Origin of the sequence: Paenibacillus naphthalenovorans (assembly GCF_001465255.1) — a bacterium.
GTDB classification, from domain to species: Bacteria; Bacillota; Bacilli; order Paenibacillales; family NBRC-103111; genus Paenibacillus_G; species Paenibacillus_G naphthalenovorans.
Genome location: NZ_CP013652.1, coordinates 3379429 through 3394946, shown reverse-complemented (window position 1 = coordinate 3394946; position 15518 = coordinate 3379429). Strand labels below are relative to the sequence as shown.

The following is a 15518-nucleotide window of genomic DNA, read 5'->3' as shown; positions in this document are numbered from 1 at the left end:
CTGGTGAACCGAAAACATGAATAAAACAGCTTTGAAAAACTTTGCGACTAATGCACGAAATGAGCTAATGAAAAAGGTTGAAGCCAAGGCTTATAAAATCGGGATTACCGAAGAAAATATCAAAAAAGCTCAAATTGAAAGCTCCGATGCTATCTATATTGATGGTAAACAACTATCTTTAACGGAAAAGAAACAGCGGGATAAGCTCATCCAGCGTATTAATGAAATAGGATTTAAACGTGTTATTGAGGAAGTTGCCTACACTTGGTTTAACCGCTTTGTAGCATTACGATTTATGGAAGTAAACAACTATCTCCCTACAAAAGTCAGGGTGTTATCTTCCAGCAACTCCGACAACCCTGAACCTGATATTATTAAAGAAGCATTATCGGTTGACTTAGACATTGACAAGGAACAGGTGTATGAACTGAAGGTAAACAATAAAACAGAAGAACTCTTTAAATATCTGATTATCAAGCAATGTAATAGCTTGAATAAATACCTCCCGTTTATGTTTGAAACTATTGATGATTATAAAGAGATTTTGTTTCCAGAAGGACTATTAGCAAAAGAATCTTTCCTTCGTGAAATGACTGATGTAACCATAATTCCAGAATCAGATTGGGAACAGGTTGAAATAATCGGTTGGCTTTATCAATTCTATATTTCCGAAAAGAAAGATCAGGTATTTGCAGATCTAAAAAAAAATATAAAAATCAGCAAGGAAAATATTCCTGCCGCAACCCAACTTTTTACTCCGAATTGGATTGTAAGATATATGGTTGAAAACTCGTTAGGGCGGCTCTGGATGGAAAGTTACCCTGATAGTACATTGAAGTCTGAGTGGAAATATTATTTGAAAGAATCATATCAGGAAGATGAAGTAAAGCAGAAGCTCGAAGAAATTCGCTATAAAAATGTAAATCCAGAAGAAATAACTTTTCTCGATCCATGTTGTGGAAGTGGGCATATTCTTGTTTACGCATTTGATGTTTTATATGAAATGTATCTTGAGAAAGGCTATATGAATCACGAAATTCCTAAGTTGATACTGGAAAAAAATCTGTATGGTTTGGATATCGACGATCGTGCGGTTCAATTAGCTTCCTTTGCTGTTATGATGAAGGCGAGAGAGAAATCACGTAGAGTATTTAACCAAGATATTAAGCTTAATATTTGTGCTATTCAAGACAGTAATTGGATAACAGAAGATGTAATAAATATGTTAGTAGATAAAAGGCAAGAACAGTATCAACAATTGAAACAAATCGAAATGCTTAATAATCTAAAGGAATGCTTTTGGAATGCAAAAGAATTTGGTTCGATGATTAATGTTGATCTGTTGAATATTGATCTTATTGAAAGTCTACTTAACAACTTAAAAATAAAATCAGTTGATCTTATAGGACTCATTGATAAACAGAGGATTGAAGAAAGACTTCCGTCATTATTAACACAAGCTACAATTTTGAGTAAAAAATTTGATATTGTATGTACAAATCCTCCCTATATGGGTAGTAATAATATGGGCAATTATCTTAAAGACTTTGTACAGTCAAATTATGAAGATAGTAAAGCAGATTTATGTGCAGTATTTATTGAAGCAGGATTGTCGAAAACAAAGAAAAATGGTTACTGTAGTCTCGTAACTATGCATTCTTGGTTTTTCCTAAGTTCATTTGAAGCATTAAGAAAGAAAATAATAAATCATTTCACCATCACATCGATACTTCATTTAGGCATGGAGGCATTTGATGGAATAATTGGAAAGGTTGTTCAAACTGTAGCTTTTGTATTGAGAAACCATCATATCGGTGATTATAAGCCAATTGGAATCAGGCTGGTAGATTATTATGATGGGAAAAAATATGAAAAAGAAAAGCAATTCTTTAATCCTAAGCATACTTATGCAAAATTGAGACAAAAAGATTTCAATAAAATTCCTGGTAGTCCTATTGCCTATTGGGTAAGCAATGCATTTATAGACAATTTTAGCAACAAAAGCATTTCTGATTTTTATGAAGTAAAGTCGGGGATTATGACTGGAAATGATTCGCTTCATTTGAGGTTATGGTATGAAGTTAATAAAGAATCAATTAATTTTTTCTGTAAAGATTCGAGTCAGATGTCTGACTTTACTTGGTTTCCAATAAACAAAGGAGGGGATTATAGAGTATATTATGGAAATAATGATTATGTAATTAATTTGAAAAATGATGGAGAAAAAATTAAATCAACATCAAATAATTATAGACTACGGGATAAAAAATATTATTTTAAAGAAGGCATTACTTGGTCAAGAGTCACATCTTCAAACATTGCTTTCCGAGAAAATAAGTCAGGGACATTATTTGGTGATGCTGGACCTATAATCTTTGTCGAAAGAGATGATGAAAGACATTATTTACTTGGTTTATTAACAAGTAAAATAACCAATGTAATTTTGAATTTTATTAATCCTACGTTAAACTATCAAGTCCGAGATATTGAGAGTTTGCCTTTAGTTTGGGGGGATAAGTCTCAAGTTATTTATAAAGTGAAGGAAAATATAGAAATCTCAAAATGGGATTGGGACTCCTTCGAGACATCATATGATTTTAGAAAACACCCTCTATTAATGTCAACCGACAGTAGTAATGATACGATTAAGAATGCAATTAATAGGCGAAAAGAAATTATAGAAAGACTTTTTAAACAAATAAAGAAAAATGCAGAGGATATAAACAATTATTTTATTGAATTATATGGTCTTAAAGGACAATTAACGCCCGAAATAGAGGATGAGGCAATTACGTTTCATAATGCGGATTTGGAAAAAGAGATAAAAAGTTTCATTTCAAATGCGATTGGTTGTTTTTTTGGCAGATATTCTCTTGATGAAGAAGGGCTTATACACGCTGGTGGAGTGTTTGACATTTCACGCTACAAAACGTTACCACCAGATCAAGACAACATTCTTCCAATTCTCTCAGGTGCATATTTTGAAGATGATATAGTGTCGAGATTCATCGAGTTTGTTAAAGTGACCTTTGGAGAAGAAACTTTAGAAGAAAATCTTGAGTATATTGCCGATGCTCTTGGAAAGAAAGACGGAGAAACAGCTAAAGAGGCAATTAGAAGATACTTCTTAAACGACTTCTTCAAAGATCATGTCCAAACATACAAGAAGAGACCGATTTATTGGCTCTTCACTTCTGGTAAGCAGAAGGCATTTAACTGCTTGATCTACATGCATCGTTATGACAAATCCACTTTGTCGAGAATAAGGACCGACTACTTGCATGAACTTCAGAATCGACTGGAAGCAGAAAAGAAATCTCTCCTCAGCATTATCGAAGGTGATGAAACTGCGAAGGAAATCAGCAGTGCTAAGAAAGAATTGAAGGCATTGGATTTGAAGATTGAAGAACTGAAAGCTTACGATGAACTGCTTCACCATATGGCTGACATGCAGATCGATATCGACCTCGATGATGGTGTGGCAGTGAATTATGCTAAATTTAATGGTTTGCTTGCAAAACTGGAATAGATTTCGGGTACAATGGGGATATACCAACTTTGTTTTGGTATATCCCTGTCCATTAGGCTGATAACAAAGGTGTTGAGAAGTAATGAATATTGATGAGATTATTAATACGCTGAAGACAACCTTTCACCAACCGCTTGATGACGGGGAACAACGAAAGATTGTTTTCTGGTTTGATAAGGACCAGGAGTTTGTTGATTACATAGATGAGATCACCATAGAGAACGTCAAGGTGCACAAATTGACGGAGGGCAACAGCTTCTATACAAAGTATCTTCTCGAAGAAGAGGATCCAGCCTCACATTATCTGATCTATACTACTCAGAATATGGGTGCGGAAGACAACTGGCTCTTGGATACGCTCTTGTATTCGAAAAGCTTTTATGCGGATAAGATCTCGCTCATTATGAATGAGTTGAAGATCGATTCATCCCTGAGAAGTGTTGTAAAGAAATACGAGAAGTTTTTTTGCAATAAAGACCGCCTTCGAAAATTCAAGGCATTTGATATTCCTACATTCTCAGAGGAAACTATTGAGTTGGCGATCATGGGGGTTTTATGCAATCTGAAATCGCTTGATTTTGAGGATGTTGTAAAGGTTATTCTCATGGATAATCTGGACGACAGCGAGAACAAATACCTGGATCTGATCGGTAAGTTTTTTGACATCCAAGTATTCTGGAAATACGTTTCCGAGCGGTATGGGTTCGAACAAAGCAATCCATCGTTGAAGGCGTTGTTCCTTCACTTGACTGTCTCCGCACTAAGTCACGCAATTGAAGAGCGGCATCTATCTCTAATCAAAAACTATATCGCCACTCGTAATAAATCTAATGCATTCGTATTTATCGATCACTGGATGCATCATAAGACGGATTATCTCGTGTTTGATCAGCTTGCTGGAATGGCAGAAAAAGAAATTAAGCTTGCTGATATCGTGAATCAACTTCCTGTAGAGGAATTCAAGACGGCAGATACGTTCCCTTATTTCGATAAGGCAATCATCATGTATATAGCAAACAGTTTGGATGCAAGGCTTGAAGATTATGAAGAATACATCAAGCTGATCAATTTACGAAGAGCGAAGCATTATTATGAGAAGTATCAATATATTTACGAAGCTTTGTACTATACCGTAAAAATGTTTGAGTTCTACAAAAAGCACAGCTTTGGTATCCCAAAAGCCCAGGCATTGGACATGTTCCGAGCTTACGTAAACGATTATCATCAAATGGATACTTACTACAGAAAGTTCTATGTGGCATATGACAATGAAACAAACAGCGAAATCCTAAAAAAGCTTAAAGTCATGGTTGAAAACTTGTATACCAACTGGTATATGGGCGAATTAAGCTCACATTGGTCCGCCGCGGTGCATGATAAGATGAAAACAAGCTGGATGATACCAGGGATTCAAAATCAAAAGGATTTTTACAGAAGTTTCGTTGCTCCAAAAATACACCAAGGTGATCGGGTATTCGTCATCATTTCCGATGCCCTTCGTTTTGAAATAGCGGCGGAGCTTTCGGACAAGCTCAATTCGGAAACAACAGGAGCCTGTGAGATTCAGCCGTTGTTAGGGGTTATCCCATCCGTGACGAAACTTGGGATGGCATCCCTGCTCCCGCATAAAAATCTGGAAATTGATTTGAACGGGAGAGTGCTGGTAGACAGTAAATCCTCCAGCGGTCTGGAGAATCGAATCGATATTTTGCAGGAGGCTGTATCTGATAGTACAGCGGTGCATTTTCAAGATTTGTTAGCCATGAACAAGGCAGGGAGAAGGGAACATTTTAAGGGTAAGAAGCTCATTTACATTTACCATGACAGTATTGATGCCATGGGGGATAAAGCCTCCACCGAGATATACACGTTTACAGCGGCGGAAAAGGCGATTGATGAGATCTATAACATCATCAAGATCATTCGAGACGACCTTAGCGGTACGAACATTTTCGTCACAGCCGATCATGGGTTCGTGTATCAGCGGGAAGCGTTAGAAGAAAGCGATAAAATTGAGAAAGAAGGCATCCATGCTTTTGAAGTTAAGAGAAGATATCTGCTGTCCCAAGAATCGGGTGAGAAAAGTGGTCTGCTCGACATCAGCTTAGATTCATTGATACAAAACGAACACCGTATTACGGCATACGTTCCAAAAGCGACGATCCGTTTTAAGATGCAGGGTTCAGGAGTCAATTATGTTCACGGCGGAGCAAGCCTCCAGGAAATTGTCGTTCCACTTATTCAATTCAAAAACATCCGAAGCGGACAGAAGAATAGTCGGGAAATCGAAAAAGTAGACGTAAAACTCACAAACACAACCAGGAAAATTACCAATAGTTTGTTCAACCTGACTTTCTTCCAAACCGAAAAGGTCGAGGACAAGCGGATCCCTCGAACTGTAAAAATCTACATGGTCGATGATAGTGATTCCGTTATTAGCAATGAAGAGACGCTGATTTGTGACCGAACCTTTGATAAGCCAGAGGAACGAACATTCAAGCTTCGTTTTGCCTTGAAGTCCATTCCTTACGATAAGAATAAAAACTACTATTTAATCATCAAGGACACTGAGACAAATGTGATTGTTGAAAAGATTCCATTCACGATTAATCTGGGGATTATCAGCGATTTTGACTTTTAGAGAGGGGGACGGAGATGGAGCAACTTAGAGAAGATCACTCTTTAGACTTAGACCGAAAGTTGAACGAAGTGTTTTCGGGCAGAGTCGTTCGGAAAGATTTAACCAAAATGATGAAGGAAGGGGCAAATGTCCCTGTTTATGTCCTTGAATATTTACTTGGCATGTACGCGGCGACTGACGATGAGGAAAACATTCGAGAAGGCATAGAGCGAGTCAAGAAGATACTCGCTGATAACTTTGTTAGACCCGATGAAGCGGAAAAGGTTAAATCGAGAATAAGAGAACTCGGTCAATATTCAGTTATCGATAAGATCTCGGTTACGCTCAATGAGAAAATTGATTCATATGTAGCTGAATTCTCAAATCTGGGATTAAAAGGCGTTCCCATCTCGCCCAACTATGTGAAAGAGTATGACAAACTGCTGGCAGGCGGGATTTGGTGCATGTTGAAGATGGAGTACTTCTTTGATGAAGAAGTCAGAAACATGAACCCTTTCAGCATAAGCAGTTTAAAGCCTATCCAAATGCCCAACATGGACTTGAACGAGATCCTGGAGGGCAGAAAGAGCTTTACCAAAGAGGAATGGATTGATGTCCTCATTCGCTCAACAGGTATGGAGCCGACACATCTGGAGGAGAGGGTTAAGTGGCATCTTCTGCTCAGACTCGTTCCTCTCGTTGAGAATAACTACAACATGTGTGAGCTTGGTCCACGAGGAACAGGGAAATCTCATGTGTATAAAGAAATCTCGCCAAACTCAATTCTTATTTCGGGTGGACAATCAACCGTAGCGAATTTGTTTTACAACATGTCAACGAAGAAGGTTGGTCTTGTCGGTTTATGGGATACAGTCGCTTTTGATGAGGTGGCTGGGATCCAGTTCAAAGATAAAGATGGCATCCAAATCATGAAGGACTACATGGCATCTGGTTCATTTGCAAGGGGAAAAGAAGAGAAAGCGGCTTCCGCATCTATGGTATTTGTCGGGAATATCAATCAAAGCTTGGATTCGCTTATTAAGACTTCCCATCTGTTTGCACCGTTCCCTGAAGCCATGGCAAACGATACAGCCTTTTTTGATCGGATGCACTACTATCTTCCTGGTTGGGAAATTCCTAAGATGCGTCCAGATTTCTTTACCGACAAGTTTGGTTTCATTGTCGATTATATGGCGGAATTCTTCAGGGAGATGCGGAAGCGTTCATTTGCCGATGCTATTGATCGGTATTTTAAACTGGGCAACAACTTGAATCAACGTGACGTGATTGCTGTCCGCAAAACCGTCTCTGGGCTGATCAAGCTCTTGTATCCGAATGGAGAGTATACGAGAGATAACGTCGAGGAAATCCTGAAATACGCCCTTGAAGGGCGACGAAGGGTAAAAGAACAACTCAAGAAGATCGGCGGTATGGAATTTTACGATGTCCACTTCTCCTATATCGACAGGGAGACGCTGAACGAGGAATATGTATCCGTTCCAGAGCAGGGCGGTGGGAAACTGATTCCCGAAGGTATGGGCAAGCCTGGTCATGTCTATACCGTTGGCCATGGCGATTCAGGCATGATTGGGGTATACAAACTGGAAAATCAAGTCGTATCTGGGACGGGTAAATTTGAGAAGTCTGGCGTTGGTTCTCATCGAGGAGCAAAAGAAAGCCTGGATACAGCTTTCCGTTACTTCACTGCTAACTGTAAAAGTATTGGTGGCTCGATTAGTACCAAAACGAAGGATTATCTCATGCATATTAGTGATTTGCAGGGGGTAGGTCTTACAGAAGAACTTGCTATTGCTGAACTGATTGGATTATGTTCAGGGGCACTTGAAAAGCCGGTTCAAGAGAGCATGGTTGTTCTTGGAAACATGACGGTCGGCGGCACAATTGCTAAAGTCGAAGAATTCGCAAACGTCCTTCAGGTTTGTGTAGATGCGGGGGCGAAGCGTGTGTTGATTCCGGCTTCGTCGGTTATGGATTTTCAAACCGTACCGCCAGATCTGCTGATTAAGGTTCAGCCTGTCTTTTATTCCGATCCAACAGATGCAGTTTTCAAGGCTTTAGGTGTCAGTTAAGAAAAAATATGTGATAGAGCCTCGATAAGTGGTTTCCGAGGCTCTTTTTTTATTAGTATTTCTCAATGAAATCCAACAATGACTGAGCGATTAGATCCTGAAGCCTGAAGTGCGGGTAGTTTTCATCACAATACTGAGTGAACATGCCGTAAATGTCTTCATTCATCTTAACGCTCTTCACGAAAAACTGAGAAGTTTTTGAATAAATTCTCTGGTCTAATATAAGCGGTAATTTATTGTTTTCGGTCAATTTTTTTAACTTGTCCAGATTTTCACGCAAGAAGTTCAGTTCTACAGTGTATCCTGTCTGCGTTGTTTGAGGTTTACTGTTGGGATCCCGCAGGAATGTAACCGTCAAGTCCATTTGAACATTTTTCGATAAATAAGATTGAACACTTTTAGCTGAAAATCGTTTGCCGATGTTTAAGACGATAGCTGTCACCTTGCAGTTGAATAATTTCACTCTTGTGTAGGATGCGGTCTAGTGTAATGCTCCCCATTGTCAAGACACGATTTTTTGAGGATTAAGTTATGTCCTCCATTCTCGTAATCTAGTAAATTAGGATGCGGTTTTTTCAATAGAATGCGCGTAAAATTGATCGGGCTTTGCTTCATTTGAGAGATTGATGAGGGCGTTCTTGGTTATAGAATTGGACATAGCGAACTATCCCTTTGCGCAGCGCGCGAGGGTCTTCGTATTCATTCAAGAAGATGCATTCGTATTTGAGCGAGCGGAAATATCGCTCTGTGCGGCTGTTATCCGTCGCACGCCCCTTACCATCCATCGATACCTTGACGCCTTCTTTCTCCAGTAGCTCAAGGTATTCAGCGTTGGTAAAGTGGGAGCCCTGATCGCTGTTCATGATCTCGGGCTTACAGCGGCTAAATGCGCGCTTGAGACACCTCAAAACAAAGCCTTTCTCAAGCGTACTGGATAGCTCGTAGTCGATCACTTTGCGGCTATACCAATCGATGATATTGAACAGATACATGAAGCCTTTCCCCATCCGGAGATAGGTGATGTCGATTCCCCAGACCTGATTCGGCCGGTTAATGGTTAAGCCCCGAAGCAAGTAGGGGCGAACATATTTTGCGTGGAATCGCTTGCTCAAGTTCGGCTTCGGATAGATCGCTTCAAGCCCCATGTGCTGCATGAGACGCCGTACGCGCTTACGATTCACCTCAAAGCCTCGATCTCGAAGGAATCGGGTCATCCGCCGATAACCAAAGTAAGGGTGTTTCATATAGATTTCATCGATCTGGTGCATGATCTGTACATTCTCTTCGCTTTCACTTTTCTCTTGACTAGGGCGATAAACGCTTGTCCTGTTCACGTTCAGCAGATCGGCCTGGCGCTTAATGGTAATTTCATTGTTATCACGCTCCACCAAGGCTTTTCGAGCTTCGAGCGGTTCATTTGAGGCCAGATTTTTTTTTCAGCCAGTCGACCTCTACCGTGAGTTGGCCAACCAGCTTCTCTAGATGCTCTTGCTTGCTCTCGTACTCTTTCTTCAGTTTGTCGACTTCACTTGTCTTCTTCTCAAAGACGACAGAAGCACGCTCAAGAAATTCAGCTTTCCATCGGCTAACCATAACCGGGCTTACTTCGTACTTGGCAGCAATCTCGTTGACGGTCTGCTCCTCCCGGAGGACCTCCAGCACAACTTTTGTCTTAAACTCTGAGGTATATCGGTTCCGTTTTTCCATAGCTTCATTATAACTTATTTATCACTCTCCCGTGTCTCAACCTATGGGAGCATTATATATAACCCTTCTTTAGGGCCTCCACGGCAAGGCCAATCGCAAGATGTGTCTTCCCGACGCCTGGTGGACCAAGGAAGATGAGGTTGTAGTTTTGTTCCAACCAGAGTAATTCTCGCAGTTGGCTGAGTTGCCGTTTGCTAAGCGACTGCTGTTCTTCGAGTCGGAACTCCTCCAACGTTTTGATCTCCGGCAAAAGTGCCCATCGGTATCGCTTGGCAAGTTGTTTCTCCTCGCGGCGGTTCAGTTCGTGCCGTAGAAGCTGCCCGAGAAACTGACGACATGTCCACTCCTTGGATTCTGCGTCCATCAGGGTCTGTTCAATGACTTGCGCGGCCTCGGTTAAGTTTAGATTGCGTAAGGCCTGTCTAAGCTCAAACGTTGCTTCACTCATCGCTGTCCTCCTGAAAGAATTGCCTTGTAGGCGGAAAAATCCCGAACTCGAGGCTTTACCTGCCGCTTCTTCGTATCGGTGTCCATAAGCGGTTTGACAGGGGGCTGGGAAACGGATGTCTGCTGCTGTGGCCGTTTGTAGTGTTCTACGGCATCTGCAAAATCCGTCGCCCGGTATAACCGATGCTTCACGCAGTAATGAAGTGCCTTCTCCATCGCTTTGGAATCCGCCCCTTCCAATGCCCGCCCAATGAGCTGCAGTTGGTCACGGATATACCTTGGCTTTCGTTTGTAGATCTCATGGAGAAAGGGCACGGCCGTCTCTGGAACAGGGAATGCTTCGGCTACCGTCTGGATGTAAGCGGCTATTCCCTTGGTTCGATCCCGTTTGTGGTTCGTGTTTTGAATCAGTTTTCCACTGCCGGACCCAAGCGGATGTTCCGCCAGAACCTGGCCAGTCTCCACGTCGTAAATTTTCAATTGGCTAGCTTCGGTTACCTGAATGCCCACTCGTTTATCTATACCGTCATAGGTTCCCAAAGGGACGGAGTAGCGGTTTCCTTCATACCAAATGGTGTTGTCCTTCCGAACGGTCCTTGTTATACTTGATGGTAACGGGTTTATTTTTGTGTGGACCGGGCGGAGGTGCTCCCTTTCAAGAGCAAACACTTCGGCCGGTATTTTTTTCGTTGTATAATGCATCGAGGCATTTCCTGTGCGATGAAGCCAGGCAACACAGTCTTCGTTCAATTTATCTACGTGGCTGAACAGGCGATGACGTGCGAAATTTCTTTTTACATACTTCACGACATTTTCAATCCGGCCCTTACTTTCAGGATCTTGCTTCCGGCACATCCGGATTTGGAAACCTCGCTCCTTCACATACCCCGCAAATTCATGAGTGAGCAGGAGATCTCCATGATTTTCACTGGTCAAAAGCAAATGATCCTGATCATAGACAAGTTCCTTCGGAAATCCACCGAAGAAGGAAAACGCATCTTCGTGCATCTGAATGACGTCCTTCGTGGTGAACGGGCGGTCCTGCCACTGAACATATTTATATCTCGAATGAGACAACACAAAGGCGATGAACCAAAGTCGAACCAGATTTCCTTGCGGGTTGCGAAGCTTCGTCTCTCCAAAGTCTACCTGAGTTTGGTGGCCCATAGGAGGATCTTCTACCGCTTCGTACTGCCTGATCTGCATCGTTTTCGGAATGCCATGCTTGCTCCGAAGCTCTCGCACATAATTCCTTACCGTACCTTCAGAGATATTTCCCACCTGATACCGTTCTTTAAGCCAATCTTGTACTTGTGCAGCAGAGAGATCGGGGTACTCCCGCAACCACTCTACAATGGTTTTTTCATAACCATCCAGCTTCTTTTTCCTGCTCTCTAGCTGTTCCAGATACTCACTGAACTGATCGGGATTCATCTCGATAAACTTGTACACCGTATTTCTGGATAGCTCCAATCTTCTGGCAATTTGGGTAATCTTTAATCCTTCTTGCTTCATCCGTTGAATGGAGAAGTACATATGCCACCTCTCTAAGCGTCTCATACTCTTCCTCACCCTATTGATGTTTTATCTACCAAAATGATACGAGGTCGAGTATGAGGGGTAAAGAGTGTTCATTCTTATTTGTCGTTTTCTGTTGATTTTATTTTACCGGTTACAGAAGGTAGCCAGCTCGTCCCAATTGCTGCGCCACGAACGGATGATGAGCGGATATTTAGCGCCCCATGTTTCCTCGAAACGATCCAGCTCCACAAGCGCCATCTCCTCCGTCGCCGCTTTGTAGATCGGCTTCAGATCAGCTGTTACCTTCTTCAGATCCTTATAGGACACGTAGCGAGTCGAGTCGCGGATTTGGTGAATGATACACTTTTGAATCTCCGTCTTCGGATAGCAGGCGGCAATGGCCTGAGAGAAACCGGTAAGATTATCGACACAGGTGATGAGAATATCCTGTACGCCGCGATTCTTTAGGTCGTTTAGGACGCTGAGCCAGAACTTGGCCGATTCGTTCTCGCCGATCCACATGCCCAGCACATCCTTGTTACCATCCAGATCGATGCCGATGACCATGTAGGCGGCCTTGTTCACAATAGCGCCGTCTTGCTTGACCTTAAAGTGAATGGCGTCAAGGAAGACGACGGCATACACGCTTTGCAGCGGACGGTTCTGCCACTCCTTGATGAGCGGAACGATTTTGTTCGTGACGTTCGAGATCATCGTCGGCGAAACGTCGATACCGTACAGATTCTGCAGGTGATCTTGGATTTCCCGCGTGCTCACGCCTTTGGCGTATAAGGCGATAATCTGATCTTCGATGCCGGTGACGTTGGATTGATGCTTCTTTACCACGAGCGGCTCGAACTCCCCCAGACGAACCCTGGGCACGGCAATCTCCTGATCGCCGTATTCGCTGGTGATCTTCTTCTTGCTCTTTCCGTTGCGGCTGTTGGTCGTCTGTTTGTTCTTCACGTCATGCTTCTCATAGCCCAGATGCGTTTCCATCTCGGCCTCCAGAATCTCTTGCAGCGTCTCGGCAAATAAGTCTTTCAAAGCATTCTGCGCGTCCTGTGCGGTCACCAGCTTGTTCTCCTTAATGAAGGCCCTAAGCTGCTCTTTTGTCCATAATCCCATGTGTGCTCCCCAACCTTTCTATTACTTTCATTTTATCAGGTTTGAGAGTTTACACATTTTATTTTACAGACTCTCGTATCCCGACTTTGAACCGGTAATTTCATACGTTCAAAGACTCTGTTTGTCCGTACAGAGTAAACGGGATTAGTCTGCCCATTTTTAATAATCTTCATTTCAATACAAAACTGTATTGTGAAGAAAGGCGGATCGTTCTGCCTTTCTTTATTTATGTGGATTGCTTTCCCTTGTACAGGGGAGGTTTATTTTGCGGCGGCTATTTTAGCTTACCCCTATACAAATATAGATGGGTCTTCTTCCCTTTACTCTGAATTTGTTGATTTTAAGAGCCTGATATGTTCCAAGCAGCATACGTTTGATATTACAAAATATGGATATCTGAACTTGACGCCTCATCCTTCCAATAGTCATTACAAAAAGGAATTGTTTGAAGCCAGGCGCCACATCATTATGGAAAGCAACTTATACAATGCTGTGCACAAAAAGATTACGAAAGTGATCGGGGAACATACTGGTGTTTCTTCTGATTCTTTACTGGTTGCAGATTTAGGCTGTGGGGAAGGCTCACATCTGCAGAAGATTTTGGACGGATGCAGGAGTCGGTCACCGGTAGGCGTTGGGCTCGATATCTCCAAGGAAGGGATTATTATGGCTTCCAAGAGATATAAAAATCGGATTTGGCTTGTAGGCGACTTGGCCAATGCTCCATTCTTGATTCAGATGACTCCTCTCACTTGGTCTATGGATAAAGTGCGGTTTGATGCTTTTAAATATCGAAATTTAACAGAGATTACAGTCGATTTGGACATTTTAGTCGCGAGCTGGTATCAGGAAATTATTCCTGATACCACTCGTTTTTTTTACCCGATTCCATTTGATCCATCGGATAGAGGGATTGCCGTCCATTAATTCATTACGTTGAATGTTATATAAAATAACAAAAAAATATCTCAGAAAGCAGATTTTGTGCAATGCAAACAAAGGAAATTTTAATTTTGTTCATTCCGCATGATGAATGTGTAAAACAAACTCATTATAATAAGTTATATAAACGAACAATTAATGTTATAAAAAATTACGTAAAAAAGTTAGAAGGAGGAAAAAGAATTATGCATGCGCAAACTGAGAAAATAAAGAAGCCCTTTTATAAAGGCCTGTTTTTTCAGATTATTGCATCGATCGTCGCGGGTATTTTGGTGGGCTATTTTTGGCCGACCATCGGCGTTGCACTAAAGCCGCTAGGCGATGGCTTCATCAAACTGATCAAAATGATTATTGCACCACTTGTTTTTGGAGTTGTTGTCGTTGGTATTGCCAAGGTCGGTGACATAAAAGCCGTCGGAAGAATGGGAGGAAAAACGATCCTCTACTTCGAAATCGTAACTACCTTGGCGCTGATCATCGGCATGGTCGTTGCAAACTTAATGAATCCCGGTGCAGGAATGAATGTCAATACCGATACCCTATCAACGGATGCAGTCACTAAAGCGACCAAGGGCTCGCAGCTTCCCAGCACGACGGATTTCTTCCTGAATATGATTCCGGAAAGCGCCCTCGGAGCGTTCGCAAACAATTCGATATTGCAAGTTTTGCTCATATCTTGTTTATGCGGTTTTGCAATCATCCATATTGGCGGACGGACGTCGGAGGTTCTGGTCGATTTCCTCGAACATGCCAACAAAGTCATGTTCCAAATTATGGGCTATATCATGAAGCTTACGGCGCTAGCGACATTTGGCGCATTGGCCTTCGCTGTCAGTCAGTACGGGATTAACACGCTCCTTTCATTCGGTAAACTGTTTATTGCCATGACCGTCGCGTGTCTTGCCTTTCTCATTATATTAGCCATCATCATGCGGGTATACGTTGGTCTCAGTCTCTGGAAACTAATTCTCTACGTCCGGGAGGAGATTCTTCTCGCGTTTGCAACAGGTTCAACGGAAGCGGTCATGCCGCAGCTGATGAATAAGTTCGAACGCGCCGGCTGCAATCGCGCTGTTGTCGGACTTGTGGTGCCTACAGGTTATTCGTTCAATCTGGACGGGGCCTCAATCTATTTATCGCTGGCACTGGTTTTTCTCGCCCAAGCAACCGGCACCGATTTGAGCATTGCCGAACAGCTTGTGCTTCTGGGAGTTCTGCTGTTAACGTCCAAGGGGATGGCTGGAATACCGGGCTCCGCATTTGTTGCACTGTCAGCAACTGCGGCGGCAACAGGTTCCATACCGATGGCCGCAGTCGCCCTGATGCTTGCGCCAGACCGATTCATGGGAAATTATCGGACAACAGTCAATATTATAGGGTATGCTGTCGCCGCCTTTTTCGTTGCGCGTTGGGAGGGCTTGCTTAATAAGCATCAGGCGGAAAACGCGCTCGACGGTAGACTTACGTACGTTCTCGGTGATACTAACTTTGCAGATGTAAATAAAAAGCCAGCGATCTGAAACGGCTGCTCGAA

8 protein-coding genes and 2 pseudogenes are annotated in these 15518 nt (G+C 42.3%); 5 read left to right on the top strand and 5 right to left on the bottom strand.

The annotated features are described in order from the left end of the window. Positions 1 to 16: 16 nt before the first annotated feature. The 3 genes from pglX to brxL all read left to right on the top strand — a co-directional run bounded on the left by pglX (position 17) and on the right by brxL (position 8239). Positions 17 to 3529: a BREX-1 system adenine-specific DNA-methyltransferase PglX gene (gene pglX / locus IJ22_RS16595; RefSeq protein ID WP_062409618.1), complete on the top strand. Its 3513-nt coding sequence runs from the start codon at positions 17 to 19 to the stop codon at positions 3527 to 3529. Positions 3530 to 3611: 82 nt separating this feature from the next. After that, a complete protein-coding gene (pglZ, locus tag IJ22_RS16590) occupies positions 3612 to 6170 on the top strand; it encodes a BREX-1 system phosphatase PglZ type A (protein WP_062409617.1) in 2559 nt (852 codons plus the stop codon). A 14-nt stretch (positions 6171 to 6184) separates the two neighbouring features. Then, positions 6185 to 8239: a protease Lon-related BREX system protein BrxL gene (brxL, locus tag IJ22_RS16585; RefSeq protein ID WP_062409616.1), complete on the top strand. Its 2055-nt coding sequence runs from the start codon at positions 6185 to 6187 to the stop codon at positions 8237 to 8239. Positions 8240 to 8637: 398 nt separating this feature from the next. On the opposite strand, the gene IJ22_RS26805 is transcribed toward brxL, so the two are convergent. The 5 genes and pseudogenes from IJ22_RS26805 to IJ22_RS16555 form a co-directional block, all read right to left on the bottom strand. Then, the gene (locus tag IJ22_RS26805) at positions 8638 to 8745 is read right to left on the bottom strand and encodes an ATP-binding protein (RefSeq protein ID WP_444980872.1); all 108 of its coding nucleotides are present in this window, start codon (positions 8743 to 8745) and stop codon (positions 8638 to 8640) included. A gap of 105 nt (positions 8746 to 8850) precedes the next feature. Next, positions 8851 to 9946 (bottom strand): IS3 family transposase gene (locus IJ22_RS16575; RefSeq protein WP_235594155.1). Its coding sequence is split into 2 segments (ribosomal slippage): positions 8851 to 9676 and positions 9675 to 9946, totalling 1098 coding nucleotides; the frame shifts between segments, so codons are not numbered across the junction. Between the two features lie 58 nt (positions 9947 to 10004). Then, positions 10005 to 10394 (bottom strand): annotated as a pseudogene (locus tag IJ22_RS16565) (ATP-binding protein); the annotation flags it as partial. Next, positions 10391 to 11953 (bottom strand): IS21 family transposase, encoded by a 1563-nt coding sequence (gene istA / locus IJ22_RS16560; protein WP_145862542.1) that lies wholly within the window; start codon positions 11951 to 11953, stop codon positions 10391 to 10393. The pseudogene IJ22_RS16565 and the gene istA, both read right to left, overlap by 4 nt. Before the next feature lie 117 nt (positions 11954 to 12070). Continuing rightward, a pseudogene (locus tag IJ22_RS16555) lies at positions 12071 to 13042 on the bottom strand (IS256 family transposase); the annotation flags it as partial. A gap of 192 nt (positions 13043 to 13234) precedes the next feature. Between IJ22_RS16555 and IJ22_RS16550 the strand changes: the two are divergent. After that, positions 13235 to 13969, top strand: coding sequence for a class I SAM-dependent methyltransferase (locus tag IJ22_RS16550; protein ID WP_137671314.1), 735 nt, complete (start codon positions 13235 to 13237; stop codon positions 13967 to 13969). Between the two features lie 62 nt (positions 13970 to 14031). After that, on the top strand, positions 14032 to 15504 hold the full coding sequence (locus tag IJ22_RS16545) for a cation:dicarboxylate symporter family transporter (RefSeq protein WP_235594154.1): 1473 nt from the start codon (positions 14032 to 14034) through the stop codon (positions 15502 to 15504). The last annotated feature ends 14 nt before the right edge of the window (positions 15505 to 15518 follow it).